This window comes from Aquirufa avitistagni, from assembly GCF_042715545.1.
Lineage (GTDB): Bacteria > Bacteroidota > Bacteroidia > Cytophagales > Spirosomataceae > Aquirufa > Aquirufa avitistagni.
The window spans coordinates 98,374-122,394 of sequence record NZ_JBBKXZ010000004.1; the positions used below are offsets into that span (position 1 = coordinate 98,374).

Sequence of the window (24,021 nt, forward strand, 5' to 3'; positions counted from 1 at the left end):
GCCAAATTCCTCGTATTTTTGAATTTAAATCGAAATATTTCGCACATGTCTGTTCAAATCGGCCCAATTTCCGCATCACTTACTCGCTACTTAGCCGAAAATACCTATTCGCATATAGCGATCATAGTGGATGAACATACAAACAAATATTGCTTACCAAAGATAAAGTCACTACTTCCTGCCAAATTCACTAAAGTCATCATTAAATCTGGCGAAGAGCATAAAACCATTCAAACGTGTGCGCGTATTTGGGATTCGATGACCAAAGCTAATATGGACCGACACGCCCTGGTGATTAATCTAGGTGGTGGGGTAATCGGCGATATGGGCGGTTTTTGTGCGTCAACCTACAAACGTGGTATCGATTTTATTCAAATCCCAACGACCCTATTAGCCCAAGTGGACGCTAGTGTAGGTGGCAAATTAGGCATTGACTTTCAACATTATAAAAACCACATTGGTGTATTTCAATTACCCAAAACGGTACTCATTGACCCAGAATTTATTCAAACACTTCCTGAGCGAGAAAAACTGTCTGGATATGCCGAAATCATTAAGCATTGCCTGATTCGTGACGAAGAAAAGTGGGAAGAAATTAGCCACAAAGCATTTGATGAAGTTAACCTGGCCGACTTGATTAGCCATTCCGTTGACATTAAAAAGGCGGTCGTTGCCGAAGATCCCAAAGAGGCAGGATTGCGAAAAATATTAAACTTTGGCCACACCCTAGGTCATGCAGTGGAAACGTATTTACTAAATTTAGGTAAACGACGCATTTTACACGGCGAAGCGATTGCAGTAGGTATGATCATGGAGGCATTTATTGCCTTTGATCGTAACTTAATTAGTCAAGAAGAACTTGAGTCGATAGAGATTTATCTCTTTGAAACCTACGGTCGAGTGAAATTAACTGCAGACGAAATTCCTGCCATCATTAAATTGACCGCACAAGATAAGAAAAACAAAGGAAGTGAAATTCGATTCTCGCTACTCACGGGTATCGGAGATTGTGGCTATGATATCCCCGTGACAGCTGCTGAAATGAAAAAGGCAATTGCCTATTACATCGGTTAATTACTCAATTACTTGAGGAACTTTAAAATATTTCTCGTTCGCATCAGGACCTAAAGCAAGGGCCTTGGAGCGATCCAAGCCATCTAAGGCAACATCCTCACGCAAGTGATTTAAGGCAGAAGTCATGTGCACTAAAGGTGCAACACCAGTTGTATCTACAGCATTCAATGCTTCCATCCAATCCAACACTTTGTTTATGGAATCCTGCATTTCCCCTACTTGCGTTTCCTTTAACTCCAAGCGAGCTAAATGCGCAATTTTGACAACATCATCCTTCGTTACTTTCATCTTTTTTTGGCTTTAACTTTTTATCCTCTGGCATCTCCTTATCCAAAAAACTATTGAGCACATCGCGATTAAATGTCGTGGTTATCTGTCCAAATGAATCAATATTCATTTCAAATCCCGCTAAATCAGGATGCACTTTAGGTCCCTTAGGAGCTACTTTAGATTTGTTTTTCATGACGCAAGTTTAGGGAAAACGGACAAAGCCGCATGTAATCGTTCAATCACTTCCTCTTTCCCCCACAATTGCATAGATATCATCAAATCGGGACCAGCACCGTTTCCACTCAATGCAACACGTAACATTTGCATTACTTTTCCCATCTTAATTCCAGATTCCTCTAGGGCTACTTGAATCGATTGCTTAATTCCTTCAGCTTCCCATGTAGTACAAGATGGTAACTGAGCTGCAATCACTTCCAAGCCATTCTTAGCCTCTACATTCCATTTATTAGCCATTACAGCTTCATCATATACGGCTGGCCGATTCGAAAATTCATGAACTAATTGCCCGATTTCCTGAGGAAACGTAACCCGATCTAAAAACAAATGAACAAATGCCTCAGCATCTTTCAGTGGCAAACTAGGTAAATGGACCTGAGCTAATTCAGCGATATCCGCTTGCTTTAAGTATTGCTGATTAAACCATTTGGCTTTATTTACATCAAATTTAGCACCTGCTTTATTGATACGCTCTAATGAAAACGCATCTACAAGTTCCGCTAAACTAAACAATTCCTGCTCCGTTCCTGGATTCCAACCTAAAAAGGCTAGAAAATTTAACGTTGCTGCAGGCAAATAACCTTCCTGCTTAAAACCTTTTGACACAGCTCCAGTTTGTGGATCAATCCATTCCATCGGAAAAACAGGAAAACCGCCTAAATCAGCATCACGCTTGGACAACTTACCATTTCCCTCGGGCTTCAATAAAAGTGGAAGGTGGGCAAATTGTGGTGCTTGCCAACCAAAAGATTGATACAATAAAATATGCAAAGGTGCAGATGGCAACCACTCCTCACCACGAATAACATGGGTGATTTCCATGATGTGATCATCGACCACATTGGCCAAATGATACGTGGGCATGCCGTCCGACTTCATTAAAACTTTATCGTCCATACTTGAGGTATGCACATGTACCCAATCGCGTACACTGTCTTGAAAGCGAATTTCCCCTTTGGCAGGAACTTTTAATCGAATCACATATGGCGTGTCTGATGCTAACAATGCATCCACTTCAGCCGGTGGCATGGCAAGCGAATTGCGCAATTTTACCCGAGTCAAGGCATTATATTGAAAAGCGGAACCTTTGCTTTCAAATAACGTACGCATGGCATCTAATTCCTCCGATGAATCAAATGCGTAATAAGCTTTACCTTCTTTAAGTAACTGATCCGCATACTGCTTATAAAGTGCTTTTCGTTCACTTTGGCGGTAAGGTGCATGGGGGCCATCGGAACCTACACCTTCATCTGGACTAATGCCAAGCCAAGCTAAACTGTCTAATATGTATTGTTCCGCACCGGGTACAAAACGAGTTTGATCGGTATCTTCGATACGCAAAATGAACGTACCGCCCGTTTTTCGAGCAAACAAATAATTATATAAAGCTGTTCGTACACCACCAATATGCAATGGACCCGTAGGACTTGGGGCAAACCGAACGCGAACTTTTTGAGACATAATTTAAGATTTATAGGCAATACAAGAAATTTCAACGCGTACATCTTTAGGTAAACGAGCTACCTCGACAGTCTCCCGTGCAGGGAAATGATCACTAAAGAAAGAACCGTAAACTGCATTGATTTGAGCGAAGTGCCCCATGTCTTTGACGAAAATGGTGCATTTTACAATATCCTGATAGGAATAACCGCCAGCAGTTAAGATATGACCTAAATTTTTCATCACCTGATTCGTCTCGTCTTCGATCGTAGCACCAGCTTCAAACGCAGCGAGTGCAATTTGACCGGATACGTACAAGGTGCCGTTTACTTCTACTGCCTGTGAATATGGACCAATAGCAGCGGGGGCATCAGGAGAAAAAATGATTTTTTTTGTCATACCTTTGAAATTGAGATGCAAGTTACCAAAATTTGCTCGAATCCCCGAAGAGCCAGAGACTGATTTTTCATGCGTACAGACTTCAGAAAACTAATTATCCGGAATAAAGGAATTGGCTATATGCTAATTTCCTCCTTATGTTTCGCGCTCATGTCTGCCATTGCAAAATCCATGAGCACTCGGTTCGGATCCGTTGAACTTGTATTTTTCCGCAGTGCGGTGGGCTTACCATTTTTATTGACAAGTCTTTATCAAAAACCAGCAGTTCAAAAAGGCGGCAAGTTATACTTCATCATACTTCGCGGATTATTGGGTGCATTTACCCTGTATTGCCTATTTTACACATTGGAGCACCTAGGCCTTTCCTTAACAAATACCTACGGCCAAGCATTTCCACTTTTCATCGCCATCTTTAGTTTTTTTATTTTCCCCAATGAGCGCCTGTCTACGAAGCAAGTTTTGTTTTTATTAGTTGGCTTTTTTGGAATCATACTCATTTTCCAACCAGAGGCGCAAGGCCAACTCGTCCATCACGCTACCGGAATCATCTACGCGATGGGAACAGCGCTGGGATATTTAGCCATTAAAGAAGCTCAAAAATATTATGATTCGCGCTGGGTCGTAGTTTCATTTATGGCCGCAGGTTTTGTGGCATCAAGTATTTCTTTAGCCTTGGGTACGTGGGGTGATTACCCTAACAGCTTTTTCACGGGACAATGGGTTACACCCATAGGCTGGGAATGGGTTTGGGCATTAATCATGGGCTTGTTGGCCTTAGGCGTCCAATATTTCACAACGCAAGCACTACTGCATGAAAAGACTAGCATCGTGGGCGCTGCAGGCAATAGTGCCGTTTTATTTTCCATACTAATTGAAATTAGTTTAGGACATGGGTTCCCTTCGGCAATCGTATGTATCGGGATGGGGTTAGTTGTGTGGGGGAGCTATCGAGTAAGTAAGAGGTGAGAGTTAAGAAGTAAGAGTTAAGAGGTTGACGATTATTTTTATACCTCTCACCTCTTAACTCTCACCTCTCACCTTGTTTTGCATAAAAAAAGCCCCAAGAATTCTCCTGAGGCTTTTTGAAAATAAATATCAAACTTTAAGCTGTTGCAGCATTCATCACTTCCGTTTGCTTACGGATAGACTCTAAGTGCACCAATTTAAATAGTTCTTCAACAAATTCTGGATATAAGGCTAAGCCTTTCGCTTGGTTTGCGCGATCATTGTGCAATTGCTTCCAACGATCCAATTGTAAAACCGCTACGTTATTATCACGCTTGTACTCGCCTAATTTTTCAACAACCGACATACGAGCTGCTAGAACTTCTAACAATTCACGGTCGATGTTGTCAATTTTCTCACGAAGACCTGCTAACTCATCAGAGAAGTCGGCCCCGTAATTTGCATTACGAACCTCTAATTCACGCAACATCTCCCCTAATTTCTCAGGCGTAACTTGTTGTGAAGCATCAGACCAAGCAGCATCCGGATCGCGGTGCGTCTCGATAATCATACCATCGTAGTTCAAATCTAAAATACGTTGAGATAATTCCATCAACAAAGCACGCTTACCCGCCATATGCGAAGGATCTCCGATCAAAGGCATTTGTGGGAACAAACGCTTTAATTCTACCGCCATTGCCCACATAGGTGAATTACGATATTTCGTTTCTTGCGCATTCGAGAAACCACGGTGAATAGCACCTAATTTCTTAATACCAGATCCTTGTAAACGCTCAAAAGCACCTACCCAAAGAGCTAAATCTGGATTAACCGGATTCTTAACCAATACCGGAATATCCACGCCCTTCAACGCATCCGCTAAATCTTGTACATTAAATGGATTAACAGTCGTACGAGCTCCAATCCACAAAACATCAACACCATATTTCAATGCCAATTCAATGTGCTCCGGAGTCGCTACCTCAATCGCAAGCGGTAATCCTGTTTCTTTCTTAGCTTCTACTAACCACTTTAAAGCTGGCTCTCCCATCCCTTCAAAACTACCTGGACGTGTACGTGGCTTCCACACACCTGCACGCATAATGTGTGCATATCCTTCCGCTTTAATACGGCGAGCAGTTTCTAATACTTGCTCCTCAGTCTCGGCAGAACAAGGACCCGCAATAATCAACGGTTTTCCCCCTGTCTGAATCCACTCCTGCATAGGTACTATGTCTAAATTGGCATTCATATTTTTTGGATTAACAAGGACCAAAGGCCCCTAATTTTTTGTTTATTAATTTCTAAAAATTCCGAAAATCGGAAGATATTATCGCTTATATTTGCACCCTACTTTTGAAATAAATGAATCAACCTTCGTATTCAAAGACCTTGAATCAATTATCATTCGAAGACACAAAAATTGCCTTCTCATCAAAAACTGATTTCAAACTCAGCAAATCCTATTGGATTTTCGCTGCTATGAATCAAATTTGGATTGTAAAGTTAGGGACTTTTTTCATCAAATTGCTCCTTTTCCTACATTTTCCCATCAAAAAACTCATCAAATCAACCCTTTTTGAGCAATTTTGCGGTGGCGAAAGCATCGAAGAGTGCCAAAAAATTATAGCCGAACTTCACAAAGGAAAAATTGGCACCATCCTAGACTACTCCGTGGAAGGTGAAGAAAGTGAAAAATCTTTCCAAAAAACTAAATCAGAAATTCAGGAAACGATCCGAAAAGCCCACCAAGATTCAGCAATCCCTTTCGCTGTATTTAAAATGACGGGAATTTTTCAAGCAGAACTATTGGAAGAATTTCAAACCGAATCCGGACTAACAGAAGAAAACGAAGCTGCGTTTCAACATAGCAAAGATATCTTAACGGAGATTTGCCAACTCGCCGCTGATTTGCACGTAAAATTATTCATTGACGCCGAAGAAAGTTGGATTCAAACAACGATTGATGTTTTGGCGTACGAAATGATGGAAAAGTTTAATAAAGACGAAGCCATTATATTCAATACCTACCAGATGTACCGCGTAGATATGTTGGCAAATCTCACCGAGGCCATCGCTACCGCTGAAACGAAAGCATACCATTTAGGTGTAAAACTTGTCCGCGGCGCCTATTTAGAAAAAGAAAGACTAAGAGCTCATGAAGACGAATACTCTGAGCCCTTACATAAAGAAAAAGAAGCAACAGATCACGATTTCAACCAAGGCATGCTTTTGTGCTTAAAACACATTGGAGCAGTCAATTTTTGCTTAGGAACACATAACGAAGCAAGTTGCCTCCAGTTAACTCAAGCCATGGCTGAGGTACACATCCCTAACAACCATCCACATATCTATTTTGCCCAATTGCTGGGCATGTCAGATAACATCAGCTATAATTTAGCCGCTGCCGGATACAATGTAGCTAAATATGTGCCTTACGGGCCGGTTGAATCGGTGATGCCCTATTTATTCCGTCGAGCAGACGAGAATAGCTCAATTGCCGGGCAGACATCCCGTGAATTCTCACTCCTACAAAAAGAAGTACGTCGTAGAAAAACTGCCTAATGAAATCTAACTACCGTTATTTTCTGCTTAGTCTACTCATTATTTTCTTGGATCAATTGATCAAGATCAGTGTACATTTCTTCATGGAACCTGGGTATTTCGGTCAGATTGAACTCATTGGGCCCTATGTGAAATTACATTATACATTAAATCCAGGTATGGCTTTTGGGATGCAATTAGGATCCGAATACGGCAAATTGATTCTTACCTTGTTTCGCATTGTTGCCATGTTTGCGATTGGTTATTTCTTGTACCAACTAACCACCAAGAATAATAAGCCTCTTTTGCTTACCAGCGTTGCACTCGTTCTTGGAGGAGCCGTAGGGAATTTAATTGACTCAGTGTTCTATGGAATTTGGTTCGATAACGCACCTGTTGAGTCGCCCATTCGACTTTTTCATGGCCAAGTCATTGATATGTTTTTCTTTGATTTCTGGGAAGGTATTTTGCCCACGTGGATACCCGTTTGGGGTGGTAGCTATTACTCTACACCCATTTTTAACTTTGCCGATGCTGCGATATTTTGTGGAGTAGTCATTATCTTACTCTTCCAAAATAAACTCTTCCAAAAAGAAGAATAACGCACATGGGCGACTATTCGCTTTTCCTATTTCTAGCGCTGCTTGCAGAGATTATTGGCACCGTCAGCGGATTTGGCTCATCCATTCTTTTTGTACCCATTGCCTCTATTTTTCTAGACTTCAAATTGGTACTCGGCATAACCGCCATTTTTCATGTGTTTAGCAACCTGGCGAAAATCTATTTATTCCATGAGGGGATAGACAAAAAAATCGTCATCAAACTTGGCGTACCTGCCGTTATCTTCGTTACCATCGGTGCCCTACTAACGAATTACATTCCTCAGAATTCGATCGAATTAGCGATGAATATGCTCATTCTTGCCCTTGCGATTTATTTAATATCCGGACATGCGAGATCACTACAAAAAACAAACACAAACCTGTATGTAGGAGGAACCATTTCTGGTTTTTTGGCTGGATTAATTGGCACGGGTGGAGCCGTTCGGGGCATTGTCTTAACTGCTTTCGGCCTAGAGAAAAATGTATTTATTGCCACCTCTGCCATCATTGACCTAGGTGTGGATTCAAGCCGCGCTGCGGTCTACATCGCCAACGGTTATTTTACAAAAGAACACCTAATCTTAATCCCTTTTTTAATCCTAATCAGTATCGCAGGCTCTTATCTAGGTAAATTAGTTTTACGTCGCATTCCAGAAAAAGCCTTCCACTATGTGGTGCTCAGTGTAATCGGCGTGACCGCTCTACTACAAACCATCAAGTATTTCTGGTAACATGTAGCGACGCGATACCTAGCGTCTAAATCAAAATAGACGCGAAGTATCGCGTCCCTACAAAACAAAAAAGCCCCGACAATAGTCAGGGCTTTCTAAAAGATTTTAAGAAATCTTATTTTTTCTTCGGTGCTGCTGCTGGAGCTGGAGCAGGTGCTGCTGCTGGAGCTGCTGCCTGAGTAGCTGGCTTTGGCGTGATACCCATTTTCTTCAATACCAAATCCGAGATGTTCGCCTCAGTTGGGTAATGTAACAAAATTGGAGCTGTTCCCATACCTGCATCGTAATTGAATACATAAGTATATTGGTTCTCATTAGCCACCGCATGCATGTTCTCTTCTACTTTCTTCAACAAAGGTTGCAACAATTGTGCTTGCTTCTTTTGTAAAGAAGACTGTGAATTTTGTTGGAACTCTTGAATCGAAGTCTGCAAGTTTTGCAATTCTTTCTCCTTGTCTTGCTTGATGATATCAGCTGCCTTTGGATCTGCACTTAACTTTTCAAATGCGGCTAATTTATCTTGAAAATCTTTCACTTTACCTTGATACAAGGTCTCGTATTGCTTTTGCGTATTTTTCAAATCCTCTTCCACTTGCTTTGCTTCTGGCATTTGGCTTAAGATATAATCCGCGTTAATAAATCCAATTTTAACTTGTGCTTTTGCAGGTAAGATAGCCATACCAAACACAAGGCTCATAGCTAAGAATAGTTTGTTTTTCATAAAAATTTAATCTAGTTGTTTTTTGTTTTTTTTATCTACTATGGGTACGATAATCGTATCGTTACTTCTTTATATTAGGATCCAGTTCCAACCCAAGCTCCTCTAACACATAATCAGAATAATCATGTACTGGATTCGTATAGATCATCGCTAAACCCTCGCTTGCTTTATCGAAGACAAAATCCAATCGCTTTTGGCGCACAACACGCTCCACTGCTTTTGATATCTCATCTAAGATTGGCTTAAATCCATTTAATTTGGCCTTAAACAATTCTCCTTCTGATCCGAAGATCTTATTTTGAAAATCTAAAGCCTCCTTATTCTTCAGACGAATTTGCTCTAAACGCTGCCGACGTAATTCATCCGTCAGCAATAATTCCTCCAAATGATAGTCTTTCTCCAGCTTGCGAACTTCCTCGTTCAAGACATCTATTTCCTTCATCCAAGCTTCCGTCATCTGGTCAATTTTTACTTGAACCTTCTGATACTCTGGCATCTTAGACGTAATAAACTCCGTGTCGATATATCCAAATTTCTGCGCATAGGTCCGTTGACCTATTAAAGCAAGCACCAAAATTAAGAAAAAAATCGACTTTTTCATGCTTATCTAATTTGCTGGCCAATCGAGAATGTAAAGGCTTGTCGGCCAAAATCCGAATCACCCGGTCTCGGCTTATCCAACGCAAATCCATAATCAATACCAATCATACCAAATGCCGGCATAAAAATACGCGCGCCGAAACCAGTTGTCCGATACAAATTAAACGGACTATACTCCTTTAAAGTAGCGAAGTTATTCCCCGCCTCAGCAAATCCTAAAACAAATATCGTCGCAGACGGATTCAATGAAACAGGATAACGCGCTTCCAATACAAACTTATTGTAGGCAACTCCACCATTACCATACGAGCCTGATGGCCCAATCACCCGATCTTTATACCCTCTTAACCCGATAATATCGCGGTTAAATTGAAATCCTTGCACCATTCCAGAACCACCTACATCAAATCGCTCGAATCGTGTCGTCTCCCGATTCCCATAAGAACCTAAGAAGCCTAAGTGGGCACGGGTGTGTAAGACGAGTTTGCCGATGAGTGGTGTAAACCAACTCGCATCAAACATCCATTTGTGGTATTCAATTAAGTTGCCCGATTTATTACCGCCCAACAAGGAGAACGGGGGTGTCAGTGAACCCGTCAGTGAAAAACTAGAACCACTACGTGGGAAAGTAGGGTTATCTATACTGTTACGTGAAAAGTTCGTCATGAAGGTGATCGACGTAGAAATACCCTGCGGATATGCCCAAGTATAATATCGATCTACATCAAACGAAGAAAAAGCAAGTGAATTACTTAACGAGAAATAGTCGTCTGGCCATTTCAAGCGTTTACCCAAACTAAATGTAACGCTTGTCACATTAAAGTGAGCGGTACGCAATGAATCAGGTACGGCAAACTGATTAAAACCACCTAATCCTCCATTAAATCCACCTAAGCCACCATTAAATCCACCTAGTCCGCCAAAGCCTCCGCCGCCAAAACCGCCTCCACCGAATCCGCCACCACCAAACTGATTTTGGCCACCAAATCCCGTGTTACGGAATTGATAGGGATAAGATACACTACGATTCAATGAAACTGAAAATGAATTCGGCTTTTTACCCCCTAACCAAGGCTCCGTAAATGTTAAGCTATAGTTTTGAAAGGCAGCACCATTCGCTTGAAAACGAACAGATAACTTTTGACCATCCCCGGCTGGCAATGGACGCCATGAAGATAAATTGGTTAAATTCTTCGCAGAAAAATTGTTGAATACCACCCCAAGTGTTCCCACAAATCCAATAAATCCACCCCAACCACCAGATAATTCAATCTGATCCGAAGGTTTCTCTTCCACATTATATTCAATATCCACCGTTCCATCAGGTCTAGGCTGAGGATTTGGTGTAATCTTTTCCGGGTTAAAATAACCGATGGTAGATAACTCGCGAACGGTACGAATAATGGCCGACTTGTTGAATTTTTGACCAGGAAGCGTACGAATTTCACGCATAACTACGTGATCAGACGTTTTGGTATTTCCATTCAAAATTACCTTGTTGATGGTCGCCTGTTTCCCCTCACTAATACGTATCGTTAAATCAATCGAATCACCCACGATAGCTGTTTCTACCGGCTCCGCATTATAATACAAATATCCATTATCCATGTACACAGAGCTTAAATCCTCCCCAGGATTTCCAGCCATTTTCTTATCTAACTCCTCTGTGTTGTACACATCACCTTTTTTAATCCCCAATACATCATGTAAGACAGAATCTGGATAAATGTAATTGCCATCAAAGGTGATGGAACGATAGTAGTATTTCTTTCCTTGAACCAAATTAATGGTCAAATTCACAGACTCATTATTAAATCGAGAAATAGAATCCGACTCAACTTGAAAATCACGGAAGCCTAATTTATTCATCGCCTCCAGTAATTTCTCCTTATCCTCATCCCATTTTTTAGGAACAAATTTTGACGGCTTAAATACCCGACCAAATCGCTGCTGCTTCGTATTCTTGATTTTTCGCAAAATCAATGCGCGCTGCTTGGGGTCAATACCATTCAAAATGATTTTGTTGACCTTAACTTTAGGACCTTTGTCAACGGCAATAACCAGCGTTGCATTGTTTCCACGCAAGGTGTCCACGATAATTTGTGATTTCGTTTTGATGTTTAATCGACCTTTTTCTTGGTAGTATTTACGCACCACCAATTCTAAGTTTTTACGCAACGTTTCCGTAATAATTTTACCCTTATAGGTCTTCACTTTCTCATTAAGACTCTCCGTCTCACCCTTACGAATACCAGTATATTTGAGCGCAAACAAACGTGGACGCTCTTTCAGTTGGATCCCCAACCATATTTTAGTCCCTTCCGTTTTGGCAACGTAAATCTCAACTTCATCCAAAATTCCTTGATCCATAATCTTACGAATCGCCGTGGCAATGGCATCTCCAGGAACTTTAATCTTATCCCCTACCTGTAAACCAGAGATATTAATCATGGAGTTTCCATCATAAAACTGAGAACCCGTAACTTCAATTCCGCCAATCTCATATTCTTGAGGATCCGCAAATGAGAACGTAGGACCTGAAGGGGTAGCTGATGGAAATAATCGTCCCCCACGAATCTGAGCAAAACTTAATTGACCACTAAAAAGAATCAATCCCACTAAAAATAAGCGAAATAAATTGACACGTTTAGATTCTTTTTTACACTGCATGCACTTGATATTTTTCATGGATAGGCTTAGCCCTCGCGTTTAACTTGTTCACTTGTTTTTCCAAACCGACGTTCCCGCATTTGGAAATCTAAAATTGCCTGATGTAAATGCTCTTTACGGAAATCAGGCCAAAATAACTCTTCAAAAATATATAACTCTGCATAGGCTAATTGCCACAACATAAAATTACTAATTCGATGATCCCCACCTGTGCGAATCATTAAGTCTGGATCCGGCATCCCTGCGGTAGCCAAATGTTGATCAATCACCTCTGCATTAACTGCATCAGACGATAATTCACCGGCAGCTACTTTCAACGCCACCTGCTTTGTTGCCTGTACCAAATCCCATTTACCTGAATAGGATAATGCCAAAACTAAGGTTAAACCTGTGTTATTAGCCGTCTGGCTAATGGCATCCTGCAACACCTTTTGGGAATTAGCAGGCAATGAGCTGATATCACCTATGGAACGCAAACGCACCTTATTCTTCATCATCGTAGGCAATTCATCATGAATGGTACTGATCAATAAACTCATCAATGCCTTCACTTCTGATTGTGGACGATTCCAGTTCTCCGTAGAGAAAGCATATAAGGTTAAATAACCCACGCCCAATTCCCCACAACCCTCAATCGTCTCCCGAACGGCTGTCAACGCGTTACGGTGACCAAAAATACGATCTGCAAATCCCTGCTGTTTTGCCCACCGACCATTCCCGTCCATAATAACGGCAATGTGCGCCGGCAGATTGCCTAGGTCAATAGATTCTTTTAAATTCTGATTCACAACTAACTAAACTTACACATAGGTGGCAAAGGTAGGGATTATTCGCGAGGACAAAAAACGGATTTGATCACATACGTTACGGTAATTGAACTCTGTAAAACCTGATCCGTTCGTTGGGTCGTAAAGTTACTAATACTCCCTCCTTCGGAAGGCGTATTATCCAGCATATCCGAAAATGCCTTACTCGAACCAAACTCCCACTGCAATCCTAGCCGAGGAGTTAATTGATACTTCACGCCCACCCCATACGGGATAGCCCAAGTGAAAAATGGCAAGCCAGGATCAGTTCCACCTTTTGGATTTACAAAAAGATAGGTAAGCCCCGCATATAAATAAGGCGACCAATTCTTAATCTTCTTATCCGTCTGATAGTCTAAAAAATTATAATCAACTATACCTGAAAATTCTACTAGAGAAGATTTAAATGAATCTGAATTAAAATCAAAGTTCGGACTAGGATTGTTAAATCCAGATCCATTTATACGCCCAATACTAACCTGTCCTCGATAAGCAAATGCTTGAGTTCGTTGGTAACGAACATCAAATTTGACTGTGGAGGTAAAATCTTTCAATTGATTTAAATTTGGCAATAATTTCCAATCACTTAAATCTCCCTTATACAAATTAGTTCCCGTAGTGGCCGATAAAGCCCAGCGTTGCGCTTGCAACTCTGACACCATCGAACAGCAGATTAAGCCCACAAAAAGAAGAAAACGATTCAAAAGACTACTTTTTAGGGATGTGATAGACCAATTGAATTTGGGTCGTAAAATACTGATCCAGGCCCCAAGAAAACACAGAAGGAATATTGGGATTCGAAATATTGCGAACAGCTAAGGTATTAGGTGCTATCGGTAGCGTCGAACGATTCGTATAAAAACTAGTTGCCGGTGCAACAAGTTCAGGATTCATTCGATTATCAGATACATCATCCAAATAATCACTAAACGCCACCCGATGCATAAGTTCAAATGATACGTCAAAATCATCCGTTAAGCGGTACCGAAAACCTACGCCCACCGGTAGCGCAAGCCCCACCAAACTATATGAATTGCCTTCAGATGGAGTATTTTGCCCATGTAAACTAATCCACCCACTTTTCGTTACGGTTCCATTGGATACATTGGCATCTTTTCGAGCCATGGGATCATGCGAATATGCCGCGATCCCGGCCATGATGTACGGCGCAAATTGTGGTCTTTTGCGAATAAATTCCTTATTCCCCATCAATTCAAAAACACCCAAAACGGTCAATTCTTTCAAATCATTCTTGAAGTGTAGATTCCGGTAATAACTACCCGCAAAATCTCCCGATTGATCAAAATAATTGTCATCCCCGGCCAGACGCACATACGACAAGCCAAAACGTGCACTAAAATTTTTCGAGAAATGACGGGTAAATTGGGCCCCTAAATTCCAACGCATGGATTGAATACCCACCTGAGTTAAACCTCCCAAAGGAGCTAAATCTCCCACATAATTGGTAGTCCCAACCCCTAACGAAACAGACGAATGGGCATCAAATTTGTCTACGTACCGACCATCCCGCTGACCTAAAAACCAAAACGGGTTTTGAGCCATCGATGGAAGTCCGATCAAGCATAAACATACCAGCAGAAATAAACGCATGTTGTAAAAATTTGATGAATAACGAACCAAAAGAGGAATTGTTGCCTCCGTTTAATCATCAAAGGTAAGAAATAATGCTTGGCTGGAAAAAATTAATCATTTTGAATCTGAATGCTACGTGTCAATCGACCCCCGCGCTGATCTTGCAAACTCAAAATATAATGTCCAGATGCAAACGACGAACCCTCTAGCGTAACGGCATAAGAACCCACGGCACGCTTGCCTTCAAACAAGGTCTGCACCAAGCGACCTTGCATATCATAAACACCTAATAAAATAGTCGCCTCCGCAAAAATACCATACTGAATCAAGGCAGATTGACGAATTGGATTCGGCCAAGGAACCAATAATTCCATGGTAGTTTGCTCAGGCATACCCTCAATCGAGTTCTTGTAAATCGGCAAACGCTCAAAGGTCGATTGAAAAATTGCAGCCGTACGTACATTGTCTAAGCCTAAGTGATCCCGTAAAACCGTACTATATACTTGGCGGTAATCGTATGTAAACTTGATGTCCCCATTGGCATCAACCAATTTTAAATCCGGATTAGCACCTATAATACCTCCTCGTACGGTCTTCCCAATAACAAACATCGGAGCGGCCGTTCCATGATCGGTACCCAGAGTGCCATTTTGATTAATGCGTCTGCCAAACTCCGAAAAGGTCATGACACTAATTTGATCAGCCAAATTCTGATTCGTCATGTCCGTTTGGAATGTACTAACAGCCTCTGAAATGGTCTTCCATAAATTGGCATGTTGCGTTAATTGATTCGCATGCGTATCAAATCCACCAATATTAACGAGGTAAACAGGCGTGGTCAAACCGCCAGCAATCAATCTAGACACGATACCAAGTTGTCTACCTAAACCGGTAGTTGGGTAGGTCAACGAATTTTTTCCCTTCGTCGCACTCGACTGGATCACATTAGCAAATTGAATCGAAGACGCCGCCACTTGCTTCAGAAAGCCTAATTCATCGCCAGCCTGCGTCGCAGGTGGCGCATCCGTGTCCGCCGTGGACCCATTGACCAATTGATAAAACTGGTTCGGATCTTCAAAAACAGTACCAAAACGGCCCACGTCCGACTGTAAAGCAAGCGACTCCACAGAACCTAGTTGAATGGCCATCGGATGCTTTGGCATTTCAATCGGGAAATTAGGGTATTGCGTCATTAAATAACGACCAGCCCAACCCTCTTCCCACATCACATTAGCCGCTGAACCGGTATTCCAAATATCCGTCGCGCGAAAATGGGAACGATTCGGATTCGGATACCCAATATTTTGGGCAATGGCAACTTGCCCCGCATCATATAATTTTTTGATCCCCACCATCGAGGGATGCAAATACATATCTTGATCTAACTTTAAAGCATTTGTCTTTTGAATCGCAATATTCGGTCGGGCTGCGTAGTACAAATCATCTTCACCAGGAATGACCGTATTCAATCCATCATTTCCTCCGCCCAATTGAATAATCACCAAAATCTTACCTGGCTCAGCCTGCCCCGCATAGGCAGCAGGAATCTGCGCAAATGCTTTTCCAGGCATAGAAGCAATGCCAAATGACACACCTCCTGACAAAATTGCCATGGATTGTAAAAATGATTGCCGACTGATCTTCTTTTTCATCCTTAATTCAATTGAAATTCGGGCATTCGCATCATCGCTTTTAATAAACGTAAGATTCGCACATCTGCCTGGGCTGTATTCGTTGACCAGTTGGCCGCAATCGTTCCATCTAACATCGTCTCGAGCAAAAAGCTCCGCTTAGCATCCGAGATTGGAAATAAAATAAACAAATCAATGAGTTGGTTCACAAAAGCAACGGCCTTCTCACTCGTTGAAAAACTACGTGCATACGCCAATGCATTTATTTTTCCTGTTACATTGGCGCCGTTATAACGCTTGCCTGAAAGCAATGAGTCCGTAAATCCTCCCCGATGTGAATAGGTCGTTGAGCTAATCCACTCGCGCTGACCAGGCCAACCGGCCACATCGGGTGGCTGAAATAATTGCATTTGCAACATACGTGAAAGCGCATCCACGTTCGCCCAATCAGGCGCTGGAATTTGCAATACCTTTAAGGCTCCAATCATTAATTCCTGAGGATTTTTGATTCGGCTCGCTAAGATGGTAGGCTTATAAAACTCATCCGAAAGCAATAGAAAGCGAAACAAAGGTTTCAACTCATAATTATTTGCCCGAAATACGTCGGCCATTTTTTTGACAAAAACTTCATCCGCTTTATAGTACACGAAATTTTGGTAAATCTTTCGGCAGATAAATTCGGCTGTTTGTTTTTGTTCGAATATCAGGTCAACCAACGTATTCACATTAAACTTGGCTGTTTTACCTAATATCGTTAACGAAGCATTTGTGTAGGAACGAGCGGGGTCATAGGTAACCGTTAAACCACGCACTTGATATCCAGAAAGTGCTTTGGCAGCTTGTTTGACATCATTCTCCGAATAGTTACCGATTCCGATGGTAAATAACTCCAACAATTCCCGACCATAATTTTCATTAGGCGCTGACCCACGACTATTGTTACCATCGAGGTAGATCAACATCGTAGGATCTATACTGATTTCTTTGACCAGCTGTTTAAAATTGCCAAAGGCAAATTTCCGAAACAACTGATTTTGTTGATACATGTATTGAGGATAATTCACCTTATCCCTTTCACAAGCAAAATGACTGTGTAAGAATAGAACAATCTTCTCTTGCATGTTTAACCCTTGTGTGTACATGCGTTTGTTCCACCATTGAGATAGCTCGGTATACCAGCGTCCCGCATCACCCGAATCTTGTTGCGCCTGCGCTGGAGTGAGTGAAACCCATGCATTAGGAGGAGCAGGAAGAGGTATTGGAGCTAAAATAGCTTGATCAACGAGGGACTCCAATGAGCCATAGCCCATCGCCTTTTCGTAATCTAAAGCCGAAAAACCGAATAAGGTTCTGGCTAAAATATGTTTATAATTTGCTGGAGATGCGACCGGCATATAAGTATGTTATAACTCAAAATTATACGTTATAACCGAATAATCAATAAACTGATTATTTTTTTATCATCCTGATATTCAACACGGTATCTGGTTTAGCATATCTAATTACGCGAACAGCAAGACTTCCAGCCTCTTTTTTTAATCGCATGGGAACGGCTACCTGATCGAAAAAATTAGGATCCGCTAAATACAAATCGATTTTTTTACGGGTATCTCCTTTTTCCTTAACAACCAAAATGTAATGGATTTCATTTTTATTGGAGGCATCTGCATATTTTTTTCGAATCGCTCCATCTAACGTCAACTCTGTCAATTCATCCGGCGTATCATATAACTTTTCTGCCCAAAGTTGAGGCAAATAAATTTGTGCCACCATCATCACGGCCACAATCCCAAAAAGATAGGTCGAAAAATTCTTTCCTGAATCCGCTGGCCCCGCGGAAGAACCACCCATCATGTTGCCGAAAATTGGCATTTTTAACTTTTTGCGCGGAGCGCGACGCGGAGGTACAGGATAATCAGCCATGGAAAATCTTAAATTGACATGCAAAACAAAACAATTTCAAACGCAAATTCTCAAAAAAACTGGATTAATTGTTCGAACATAGCACGGATAAAAATTCAAATTGGTAAATTGCAATTTAAATTTTCACCAAGCCTAGGTAGGCACTGTTATACATGTTTTCAATACTAAGCAAAACCGTTACAAAGATATTTGGTACTAAGTCGGACCGCGACATCAAAGCGATCCTACCGATTGTTGACAAAATCAAAGAAGCTTACGCCCAGCTGCACCAGATTTCAGATGATGCACTTCGGGGCAAATCCATTGAATTCAAGCAACGCATTGCCGATTTCCTTTCGGATATCGATACGCAAATCAGCGAATTACACACGCAAGGGATGGCCACAGCAGATGTGGATGAGAAGGAGACATTTTTCCAACAAATTGATAAATTAAACGAAGAGCGCAACAAGCAATTGGAAATTGTGCTTTTAGAGATTTTACCCGAGGCCTTTGCGGTCGTGAAGGAAACAGCTCGTCGTTTAACTGAGAACAAGAAATTAGTCGTTACGGCTACGATTGAAGATAAATTCATCGCCTCGAAAAAGGCTAATGTTGTGATTGAGGGAGATAAGGCTATTTGGCATAATCAGTGGTTAGCAGCCGGCAATCAAATCACCTGGGAAATGGTGCATTACGATGTACAGTTGATCGGTGGAATCGTATTACATCAAGGTAAAATATCTGAAATGGGAACAGGAGAAGGAAAGACCTTAGTGTCTACCTTACCTACCTATCTAAATGCTTTGGCAGGTCGGGGTGTACATATCGTAACGGTCAATGATTATTTGGCCAAACGTGACTCCGAATGGAATGCCCCATTATTTGAGTTTCATGGCTTGAAAGTGGATTGCATTGATAAGCATGAGCCGAATACGGAAGAGCGCCGACAAGCCTATTTGGCGGATATTACGTATGGTACCAACAATGAATTTGGCTTTGATTACCTACGTGATAATATGGCGCGAAGCCTGGAAGATCAGGTGCAAAGACCACACCATTTTGCGATGGTGGATGAGGTCGATTCCGTTTTGATTGATGATGCACGTACGCCATTAATTATTTCTGGTCCGATACCAAAAGGCGATGAGCAGGAGTTTGAGACGTTTCAACCGCGTGTTCATAAATTGGTGGAAGCTCAAAAACAAATCGTACAAAATTTCTTAGTTGAGGCCAAAAAACTAATCGCAGCGGGTGACCGCAAAGAAGGTGGATTAGCCTTATTCCGTGCACACCGTGGACTTCCTAAGTCCAAGCCATTAATCAAATTCTTGTCGGAAAGCGGCATGAAGCAATTGATGAATGAGACGGAATCGATCTATTTGGCAGAGAATCAAAAACTGATGCCTCAGGCTGATGAGCCTTTATTGTTTACGATTGAGGAGAAAAACAATCAGGTCGAATTGACTGAAAAAGGCTTAGCGTTCATGAGTGGAAATACAGAAAATCCTGATTTCTTCGTGTTACCTCACTTGTCGATTGACTTAAATAAAATCGAGCAAAATAAGGAGTTGAGTGATGGGGATCGTTTAGCTCAAAAGGAGCAACTGATTTCTGAATACAACGAAAAAGCATCCCGTATTCATACGGTTAGCCAGTTATTGAAAGCCTATGCCCTATTCGAAAAAGATACCGAATATATCTTGGTTGATGGTAAAGTGAAGATTGTGGATGAGCAGACGGGTCGTGTGATGGAAGGTCGCCGCTATTCGGATGGTTTGCATCAGGCGATTGAGGCGAAAGAAGGAGTTAATGTGGAGGATGCGTCTCAAACGTATGCGACGATTACCCTGCAAAATTACTTCCGTATGTATCACAAATTAGGTGGTATGACGGGTACAGCAGAAACAGAGGCGGGCGAATTCTGGACGATTTACAAATTAGACGTTGTTTCCATTCCAACGAATCGCGTGATCCAACGAAAAGATCATGAGGACAAAGTATACCGCACCGTTCGTGAGAAATATAATGCAGTTGCAGAGGAGATTCAGGAATTGGTTACGGCAGGCCGACCGGTCTTAGTGGGTACGACTTCGGTTGAAAACTCGGAATTATTGAGTCGTTTGTTGAGCATTCGTAAGATTCAGCATAATGTATTAAATGCCAAACAGCATGCACGCGAGGCGGATATTGTTGCCGAAGCGGGACAATCGGGTAAAGTAACTATTGCCACCAACATGGCAGGTCGTGGAACGGATATTAAGTTAAGTCCGGAATCGAAGGCTGCGGGTGGTCTAGCGATTATTGGTACGGAGCGTCATGAGTCACGTCGTGTCGATCGCCAGTTGCGTGGTCGTGCGGGACGCCAAGGAGATGTGGGGTCGTCACAATTCTTTGTGTCGTTGGAAGATAATTTAATGCGTTTGTTTGGTTCGGATCGTATAGCGAAAGTGATGGATCGTTTGGGAATGGAAGAGGGAGAAGTGATCCAGCACTCGATGATTACGTCGTCGATTGAGCGTGCGCAGAAAAAAGTGGAGGAGAATAACTTTGGTATTCGTAAGCGTTTATTGGAATACGATGACGTGATGAATTACCAACGAAATGCGATTTACAAGCGTCGTCAAAATGCCCTTTTGGGTGAGCGATTATCCTTAGATATTGTCAATATCTTATTTGATGTCTGCCAAGATTTATCAGCGAATTACACCAACTATGCTGAATTAGAATTGAAGGTAATTGAGATTTTGGGTATGGAGCCACCGTTTACGGCAGAGGAATTTGATCGTTTAGCACCTGATCGCAAGACGGAACAATTGTTCTTGGCGGCTGAGCAACATTATAAATCGAAGAATGAGGTCATCGCAAATCAGGTGATTCAAGTGGCGGAGGAAGCCAAACGTCAGGGATACTCAGGTATTCAGGTACCGATTTCAAATGGCCAAATGGTCACAGGAATTGTAGTTGATGCAGACAAAACAATTGTCACCCAAGGAAAAGAAGTAATCACCGAGATGGAGAAATTCATCACGTTGACCTTAATCGACCAAGAGTGGAAAGAGCATTTACGTGAGATGGACGACTTAAAGCAGTCGGTGCAAAATGCTGTTTTCGAGCAAAAGGATCCATTATTGATCTACAAATTTGAGGCGGTGAATTTATTCCAGCGTTTTGTGGCGCGGGTGAATATGGACACGATCAGCTTTGTGGTGAAGGCGGAGATTCCGGAGGTGCAGTCGACAAATCAATCTGCGGCAAAAGCACCGAAAGAAAAGGCGCCTAAATTGCAGATGAGCAAGGATGAGGCTTTATCGTCACTATTGGGAGGCTTAGCTGGCGCACAAGAAGATCCAGGATATTACGATCCATCCGAAGCGACTCAAGAGCGTGTGGCACCGCGTCAGGCGATCAAAATCGCAGACCGCAACCAGCGTGTGACGGTTCAATACGTCGATGGTAGCATCAAAGAAAATGTGAAATATAAGGCTGTGGAGGCGGATGTGGAGAGCGGCAAGGCAGTTGTGATAAGTTAAGAGGTGAGAAGTAAGAGGTAAGAAGTGAGAGGTAAGAGGTTATCGAGTAAATGATATTAATTCCAATTATCAATTTTTGATGTTTAGTTTCGGATTTATGTGACTATGCTTGTGACATAAATCCGAAAAAATGAAATCAGAAAGCATCATAACTTCCAAATCATTTCAATTTGCGCTCAAAATTGTTCGAGCAAATCAACGAATTATAAAATCCAATAAAGATAATGTGCTGAGTAAGCAATTATTTAGATCTGGAACATCAATTGGTGCCAATATTGTCGAAAGTGGTGGCGCATACTCAAGAAAAGACTTTGAATTTAAATTATCAATTGCCTATAAAGAGGCTCGCGAAACAGCCTATTGGCTAAAACTCATAGAGGCGAATATGTTATTAGAAAAAGAAGAACTCAAAGAATTGCATGAAGGAGTTGAGGAACTTCAGAAGTTAATCGGGTCAGCAATAATCACACTCAGGAAAAATTCAGTAAAATAAAAGTTCACCACACACCTAATACCTCTTACCTCTCACTTCTTACCTCTCACTTCTTACCTCTCACTTCTCACCTCTCACTTCTCACCTCTCACTTCTCACCTCTCACCTCTAATAAAGGACTATATCATCCGCATGCGCAACTTCCATTCCTTGGTTAGCTTGTTGCAATTCTACCTTTGAATATCTGGCACGGGCAACGGCGATTGGATTTCTGCTGGCATCTAATATTTCGATCACCTCACCTTTATCGAATTCGCCGAGGTATTCGATGACACCCACCGACAATAAGCTTTTACGATTTTGGATGGCATTCGTGGCGCCTTTGTCTAAGACTACTTTGCCGGCGATGAGACTGCCGGAGGCTAACCATTTTTGGCGAGCCGAAAGCGAAGCCTCCTCTGCCTCGAAAACAGTGCCTATTTCTTCATGGAGGGCATCTACGATTCCTTGACCCTGATCAAGTCCGAAAATCACGACCTTAATTCCCATCCGATTAGCTAAGCGCGTAAAGGTCAATTTAGAAATCATCCCACCCAAACCAGTACTCGATGTATCCGAATTTACTACATGTAAAATATCAGCATCAATGCGTTCCACATGACGAATAATCTGACCTTGTGCATCTAGTAAACCACCCACCGAAGTAGATATCAATAACTTCTCTGCCCCAAATCCAGTCGCAATCAATGTCGCTAATTCATCATTGTCTGAGAACTTCAACTCCACATTACTCACGACATCATTCTCATTGGCAATGGGAATCACACCGCTTTGCCATAATTCTTGATAGGTTTCCTTCAGCTGCAAAAACGATTCACGTTGCGAAAAATGGTGACGCTCACATAAACTTTGGGCAATGGAAATACCATACTGATGGAAATAATGGCTGTATTTGGCAATCAAAATAGGATTACCTATGGCCGCGGCAGCCTTGCGTTCAGATAGCGTGCCTTTGTAATTTCGAAGTGCGGATTTACCCGCGGCAACCGCACCAGATGAAACCAAAACAATCGAATACTGCGCATGTAAGGTTGCCACCTGCGCAGCAATTTTCGCCAATGTTTGCTCATCCACTTCCCCATTGGCATGGGTAATGGAAGAAGAACCGAACTTGATAACGAGAATTGGCTTTGACATCAGGTAAATTATGAATGTGCAATTTAGGCCTTTCGGCTGAAATTAGGGCTATATAAAGTTAAAAAACAAAATTACAAGATCGATTGATCGCCTTGGCTAAGCGCTTTTCATAAGCAGTGCGCGAAATCTCAATGGCCCCATAACGCTTCACATTATCATTCATAAATTGAGAATCCAACAACTCAAAATTGTTTTTCCGTAAAAGCTCAATCAAATAATGAAAACAAACTTTAGAGGCATTCGAGGCACGCGTAAACATCGATTCACCAAAAAACGCAGCGCCAATATGTACGCCATATAAACCGCCAACTAACTCCCCTTCCACATACGCCTCCACCGAATGCGCAAATCCCATGCGGTGTAATTCCGTATACACATCAATAAGCTCCGTTGAAATCCAAGTCTCCGGTTCATAAGGCCGAGGTTCTGCACAAAACTCCATCACCCGACGGAATTGTTGGTCCACCTTAATCTCAAAAATACCTTTATTTAGAATTGGCTTTAACGATCTACTGGGCTGATATGTATCAATTGGAATAATCGCCCGAGGGTCAGGACGATACCAATTAATCTCCCCCGTTTCTGCATCTGCCATCGGAAAAACACCAGAGGCATATGCGTAGATCAACTGATCTGTGCTCAAGGAATTCGTATTTTCCATGAAATAATTGCGGGTTTATTGGGAATTACCCG

23 protein-coding genes are annotated in these 24,021 nt (G+C 41.9%); 7 read left to right on the top strand and 16 right to left on the bottom strand.

Features of this window, described 5'->3' with window-relative positions; genetic code table 11:
• Positions 1–45: 45 nt before the first annotated feature.
• On the top strand, positions 46–1,074 hold the full coding sequence (aroB, locus tag U0R10_RS10635) for a 3-dehydroquinate synthase (protein ID WP_377983950.1): 1,029 nt from the start codon (positions 46–48) through the stop codon (positions 1,072–1,074).
• On the opposite strand, the gene gatC is transcribed toward aroB, so the two are convergent.
• The 4 genes from gatC to U0R10_RS10655 are packed head-to-tail and all read right to left on the bottom strand — an operon-like array spanning position 1,075 to position 3,420.
• A complete protein-coding gene (gene gatC, locus U0R10_RS10640; protein WP_377983951.1) occupies positions 1,075–1,362 on the bottom strand; it encodes an Asp-tRNA(Asn)/Glu-tRNA(Gln) amidotransferase subunit GatC in 288 nt (95 codons plus the stop codon). It lies immediately after the preceding gene.
• Complete coding sequence (locus U0R10_RS10645) at positions 1,343–1,537, bottom strand: hypothetical protein (RefSeq protein WP_377983952.1); 195 nt, start codon at positions 1,535–1,537, stop codon at positions 1,343–1,345. The genes gatC and U0R10_RS10645 overlap by 20 nt, the downstream gene beginning before the upstream one ends.
• Positions 1,534–3,042: a glutamate--tRNA ligase gene (gltX, locus tag U0R10_RS10650; protein ID WP_377983953.1), complete on the bottom strand. Its 1,509-nt coding sequence runs from the start codon at positions 3,040–3,042 to the stop codon at positions 1,534–1,536. The genes U0R10_RS10645 and gltX overlap by 4 nt, the downstream gene beginning before the upstream one ends.
• A 3-nt stretch (positions 3,043–3,045) precedes the next feature.
• Positions 3,046–3,420 (bottom strand): RidA family protein, encoded by a 375-nt coding sequence (locus tag U0R10_RS10655; RefSeq protein WP_377983954.1) that lies wholly within the window; start codon positions 3,418–3,420, stop codon positions 3,046–3,048.
• A gap of 69 nt (positions 3,421–3,489) precedes the next feature.
• Between U0R10_RS10655 and U0R10_RS10660 the strand changes: the two genes are divergently transcribed.
• Entirely contained in the window at positions 3,490–4,386 is an 897-nt protein-coding gene (locus U0R10_RS10660; RefSeq protein ID WP_377983955.1) for a DMT family transporter, read from the top strand.
• A 136-nt stretch (positions 4,387–4,522) separates the two neighbouring features.
• On the opposite strand, the gene U0R10_RS10665 is transcribed toward U0R10_RS10660, so the two are convergent.
• Positions 4,523–5,617 carry a chorismate mutase gene (locus U0R10_RS10665; protein ID WP_377983956.1) on the bottom strand — a complete coding sequence of 365 codons (1,095 nt, stop codon included), beginning with the start codon at positions 5,615–5,617 and terminating at the stop codon, positions 4,523–4,525.
• A gap of 113 nt (positions 5,618–5,730) precedes the next feature.
• Between U0R10_RS10665 and U0R10_RS10670 the strand changes: the two genes are divergently transcribed.
• The 3 genes from U0R10_RS10670 to U0R10_RS10680 are packed head-to-tail and all read left to right on the top strand — an operon-like array spanning position 5,731 to position 8,242.
• Complete coding sequence (locus U0R10_RS10670; protein ID WP_377983957.1) at positions 5,731–6,930, top strand: proline dehydrogenase family protein; 1,200 nt, start codon at positions 5,731–5,733, stop codon at positions 6,928–6,930.
• Positions 6,930–7,511, top strand: a complete 582-nt coding sequence (locus tag U0R10_RS10675; protein ID WP_377983958.1) for a lipoprotein signal peptidase — start codon at positions 6,930–6,932, stop codon at positions 7,509–7,511. Before U0R10_RS10670 ends, U0R10_RS10675 begins: the two co-directional genes overlap by 1 nt.
• A 5-nt stretch (positions 7,512–7,516) precedes the next feature.
• Positions 7,517–8,242: a sulfite exporter TauE/SafE family protein gene (locus tag U0R10_RS10680; RefSeq protein ID WP_377983959.1), complete on the top strand. Its 726-nt coding sequence runs from the start codon at positions 7,517–7,519 to the stop codon at positions 8,240–8,242.
• A gap of 115 nt (positions 8,243–8,357) precedes the next feature.
• Here the strand turns inward: U0R10_RS10680 and U0R10_RS10685 are convergent, their stop codons facing one another.
• The 9 genes from U0R10_RS10685 to U0R10_RS10725 form a co-directional block, all read right to left on the bottom strand.
• Positions 8,358–8,963 carry an OmpH/Skp family outer membrane protein gene (locus tag U0R10_RS10685; protein WP_377983960.1) on the bottom strand — a complete coding sequence of 202 codons (606 nt, stop codon included), beginning with the start codon at positions 8,961–8,963 and terminating at the stop codon, positions 8,358–8,360.
• A gap of 61 nt (positions 8,964–9,024) precedes the next feature.
• The gene (locus tag U0R10_RS10690; RefSeq protein WP_377983961.1) at positions 9,025–9,564 is read right to left on the bottom strand and encodes an OmpH/Skp family outer membrane protein; all 540 of its coding nucleotides are present in this window, start codon (positions 9,562–9,564) and stop codon (positions 9,025–9,027) included.
• Between the two features lie 2 nt (positions 9,565–9,566).
• Entirely contained in the window at positions 9,567–12,233 is a 2,667-nt protein-coding gene (locus tag U0R10_RS10695) for a BamA/OMP85 family outer membrane protein (RefSeq protein ID WP_377983962.1), read from the bottom strand.
• A 26-nt stretch (positions 12,234–12,259) separates the two neighbouring features.
• On the bottom strand, positions 12,260–13,021 hold the full coding sequence (locus U0R10_RS10700; protein WP_377983963.1) for an isoprenyl transferase: 762 nt from the start codon (positions 13,019–13,021) through the stop codon (positions 12,260–12,262).
• A gap of 38 nt (positions 13,022–13,059) precedes the next feature.
• Positions 13,060–13,743 carry a DUF6089 family protein gene (locus U0R10_RS10705; protein WP_377983964.1) on the bottom strand — a complete coding sequence of 228 codons (684 nt, stop codon included), beginning with the start codon at positions 13,741–13,743 and terminating at the stop codon, positions 13,060–13,062.
• Between the two features lie 4 nt (positions 13,744–13,747).
• Positions 13,748–14,650 (bottom strand): DUF6089 family protein, encoded by a 903-nt coding sequence (locus U0R10_RS10710; RefSeq protein WP_377983965.1) that lies wholly within the window; start codon positions 14,648–14,650, stop codon positions 13,748–13,750.
• Between the two features lie 92 nt (positions 14,651–14,742).
• Positions 14,743–16,284 (bottom strand): DUF1501 domain-containing protein, encoded by a 1,542-nt coding sequence (locus U0R10_RS10715; RefSeq protein WP_377983966.1) that lies wholly within the window; start codon positions 16,282–16,284, stop codon positions 14,743–14,745.
• 2 nt (positions 16,285–16,286) lie between these two features.
• Positions 16,287–17,657, bottom strand: a complete 1,371-nt coding sequence (locus U0R10_RS10720) for a DUF1800 domain-containing protein (protein WP_377983967.1) — start codon at positions 17,655–17,657, stop codon at positions 16,287–16,289.
• A gap of 55 nt (positions 17,658–17,712) precedes the next feature.
• Complete coding sequence (locus tag U0R10_RS10725) at positions 17,713–18,186, bottom strand: hypothetical protein (RefSeq protein WP_377983968.1); 474 nt, start codon at positions 18,184–18,186, stop codon at positions 17,713–17,715.
• A 152-nt stretch (positions 18,187–18,338) separates the two neighbouring features.
• Here U0R10_RS10725 and secA point away from each other — a divergent pair, with 152 nt between their 5' ends.
• Positions 18,339–21,698 carry a preprotein translocase subunit SecA gene (secA, locus tag U0R10_RS10730; RefSeq protein ID WP_377983969.1) on the top strand — a complete coding sequence of 1,120 codons (3,360 nt, stop codon included), beginning with the start codon at positions 18,339–18,341 and terminating at the stop codon, positions 21,696–21,698.
• Positions 21,699–21,828: 130 nt separating this feature from the next.
• A complete protein-coding gene (locus tag U0R10_RS10735; protein ID WP_377983970.1) occupies positions 21,829–22,191 on the top strand; it encodes a four helix bundle protein in 363 nt (120 codons plus the stop codon).
• A gap of 108 nt (positions 22,192–22,299) precedes the next feature.
• Here the strand turns inward: U0R10_RS10735 and proB are convergent, their stop codons facing one another.
• Both proB and aat read right to left on the bottom strand, forming a co-directional pair.
• Positions 22,300–23,328, bottom strand: coding sequence for a glutamate 5-kinase (gene proB / locus U0R10_RS10740; RefSeq protein ID WP_377983971.1), 1,029 nt, complete (start codon positions 23,326–23,328; stop codon positions 22,300–22,302).
• 58 nt (positions 23,329–23,386) lie between these two features.
• On the bottom strand, positions 23,387–23,989 hold the full coding sequence (gene aat / locus U0R10_RS10745) for a leucyl/phenylalanyl-tRNA--protein transferase (protein WP_377983972.1): 603 nt from the start codon (positions 23,987–23,989) through the stop codon (positions 23,387–23,389).
• Positions 23,990–24,021: the final 32 nt, after the last annotated feature.

Excerpts from the sequence above, each read along its gene's own strand:
- U0R10_RS10725 (WP_377983968.1), bottom strand. The coding sequence starts at position 18,186 with ATGGCTGATTATCCTGTACCTCCGCGTCGCGCTCCGCGCAAAAAGTTA.
- U0R10_RS10675 (WP_377983958.1), top strand. The coding sequence starts at position 6,930 with ATGAAATCTAACTACCGTTATTTTCTGCTTAGTCTACTCATTATTTTC.
- gatC (WP_377983951.1), bottom strand. The coding sequence starts at position 1,362 with ATGAAAGTAACGAAGGATGATGTTGTCAAAATTGCGCATTTAGCTCGC.
- aat (WP_377983972.1), bottom strand. The coding sequence starts at position 23,989 with ATGGAAAATACGAATTCCTTGAGCACAGATCAGTTGATCTACGCATAT.
- U0R10_RS10660 (WP_377983955.1), top strand. The coding sequence starts at position 3,490 with ATGCGTACAGACTTCAGAAAACTAATTATCCGGAATAAAGGAATTGGC.
- U0R10_RS10710 (WP_377983965.1), bottom strand. The coding sequence starts at position 14,650 with ATGCGTTTATTTCTGCTGGTATGTTTATGCTTGATCGGACTTCCATCG.
- gltX (WP_377983953.1), bottom strand. The coding sequence starts at position 3,042 with ATGTCTCAAAAAGTTCGCGTTCGGTTTGCCCCAAGTCCTACGGGTCCA.
- U0R10_RS10645 (WP_377983952.1), bottom strand. The coding sequence starts at position 1,537 with ATGAAAAACAAATCTAAAGTAGCTCCTAAGGGACCTAAAGTGCATCCT.
- U0R10_RS10670 (WP_377983957.1), top strand. The coding sequence starts at position 5,731 with ATGAATCAACCTTCGTATTCAAAGACCTTGAATCAATTATCATTCGAA.
- U0R10_RS10685 (WP_377983960.1), bottom strand. The coding sequence starts at position 8,963 with ATGAAAAACAAACTATTCTTAGCTATGAGCCTTGTGTTTGGTATGGCT.
- U0R10_RS10695 (WP_377983962.1), bottom strand. The coding sequence starts at position 12,233 with ATGCAGTGTAAAAAAGAATCTAAACGTGTCAATTTATTTCGCTTATTT.
- U0R10_RS10655 (WP_377983954.1), bottom strand. The coding sequence starts at position 3,420 with ATGACAAAAAAAATCATTTTTTCTCCTGATGCCCCCGCTGCTATTGGT.
- U0R10_RS10680 (WP_377983959.1), top strand. The coding sequence starts at position 7,517 with ATGGGCGACTATTCGCTTTTCCTATTTCTAGCGCTGCTTGCAGAGATT.
- U0R10_RS10690 (WP_377983961.1), bottom strand. The coding sequence starts at position 9,564 with ATGAAAAAGTCGATTTTTTTCTTAATTTTGGTGCTTGCTTTAATAGGT.
- proB (WP_377983971.1), bottom strand. The coding sequence starts at position 23,328 with ATGTCAAAGCCAATTCTCGTTATCAAGTTCGGTTCTTCTTCCATTACC.
- secA (WP_377983969.1), top strand. The coding sequence starts at position 18,339 with ATGTTTTCAATACTAAGCAAAACCGTTACAAAGATATTTGGTACTAAG.
- aroB (WP_377983950.1), top strand. The coding sequence starts at position 46 with ATGTCTGTTCAAATCGGCCCAATTTCCGCATCACTTACTCGCTACTTA.
- U0R10_RS10665 (WP_377983956.1), bottom strand. The coding sequence starts at position 5,617 with ATGAATGCCAATTTAGACATAGTACCTATGCAGGAGTGGATTCAGACA.
- U0R10_RS10735 (WP_377983970.1), top strand. The coding sequence starts at position 21,829 with ATGAAATCAGAAAGCATCATAACTTCCAAATCATTTCAATTTGCGCTC.
- U0R10_RS10715 (WP_377983966.1), bottom strand. The coding sequence starts at position 16,284 with ATGAAAAAGAAGATCAGTCGGCAATCATTTTTACAATCCATGGCAATT.
- U0R10_RS10720 (WP_377983967.1), bottom strand. The coding sequence starts at position 17,657 with ATGCCGGTCGCATCTCCAGCAAATTATAAACATATTTTAGCCAGAACC.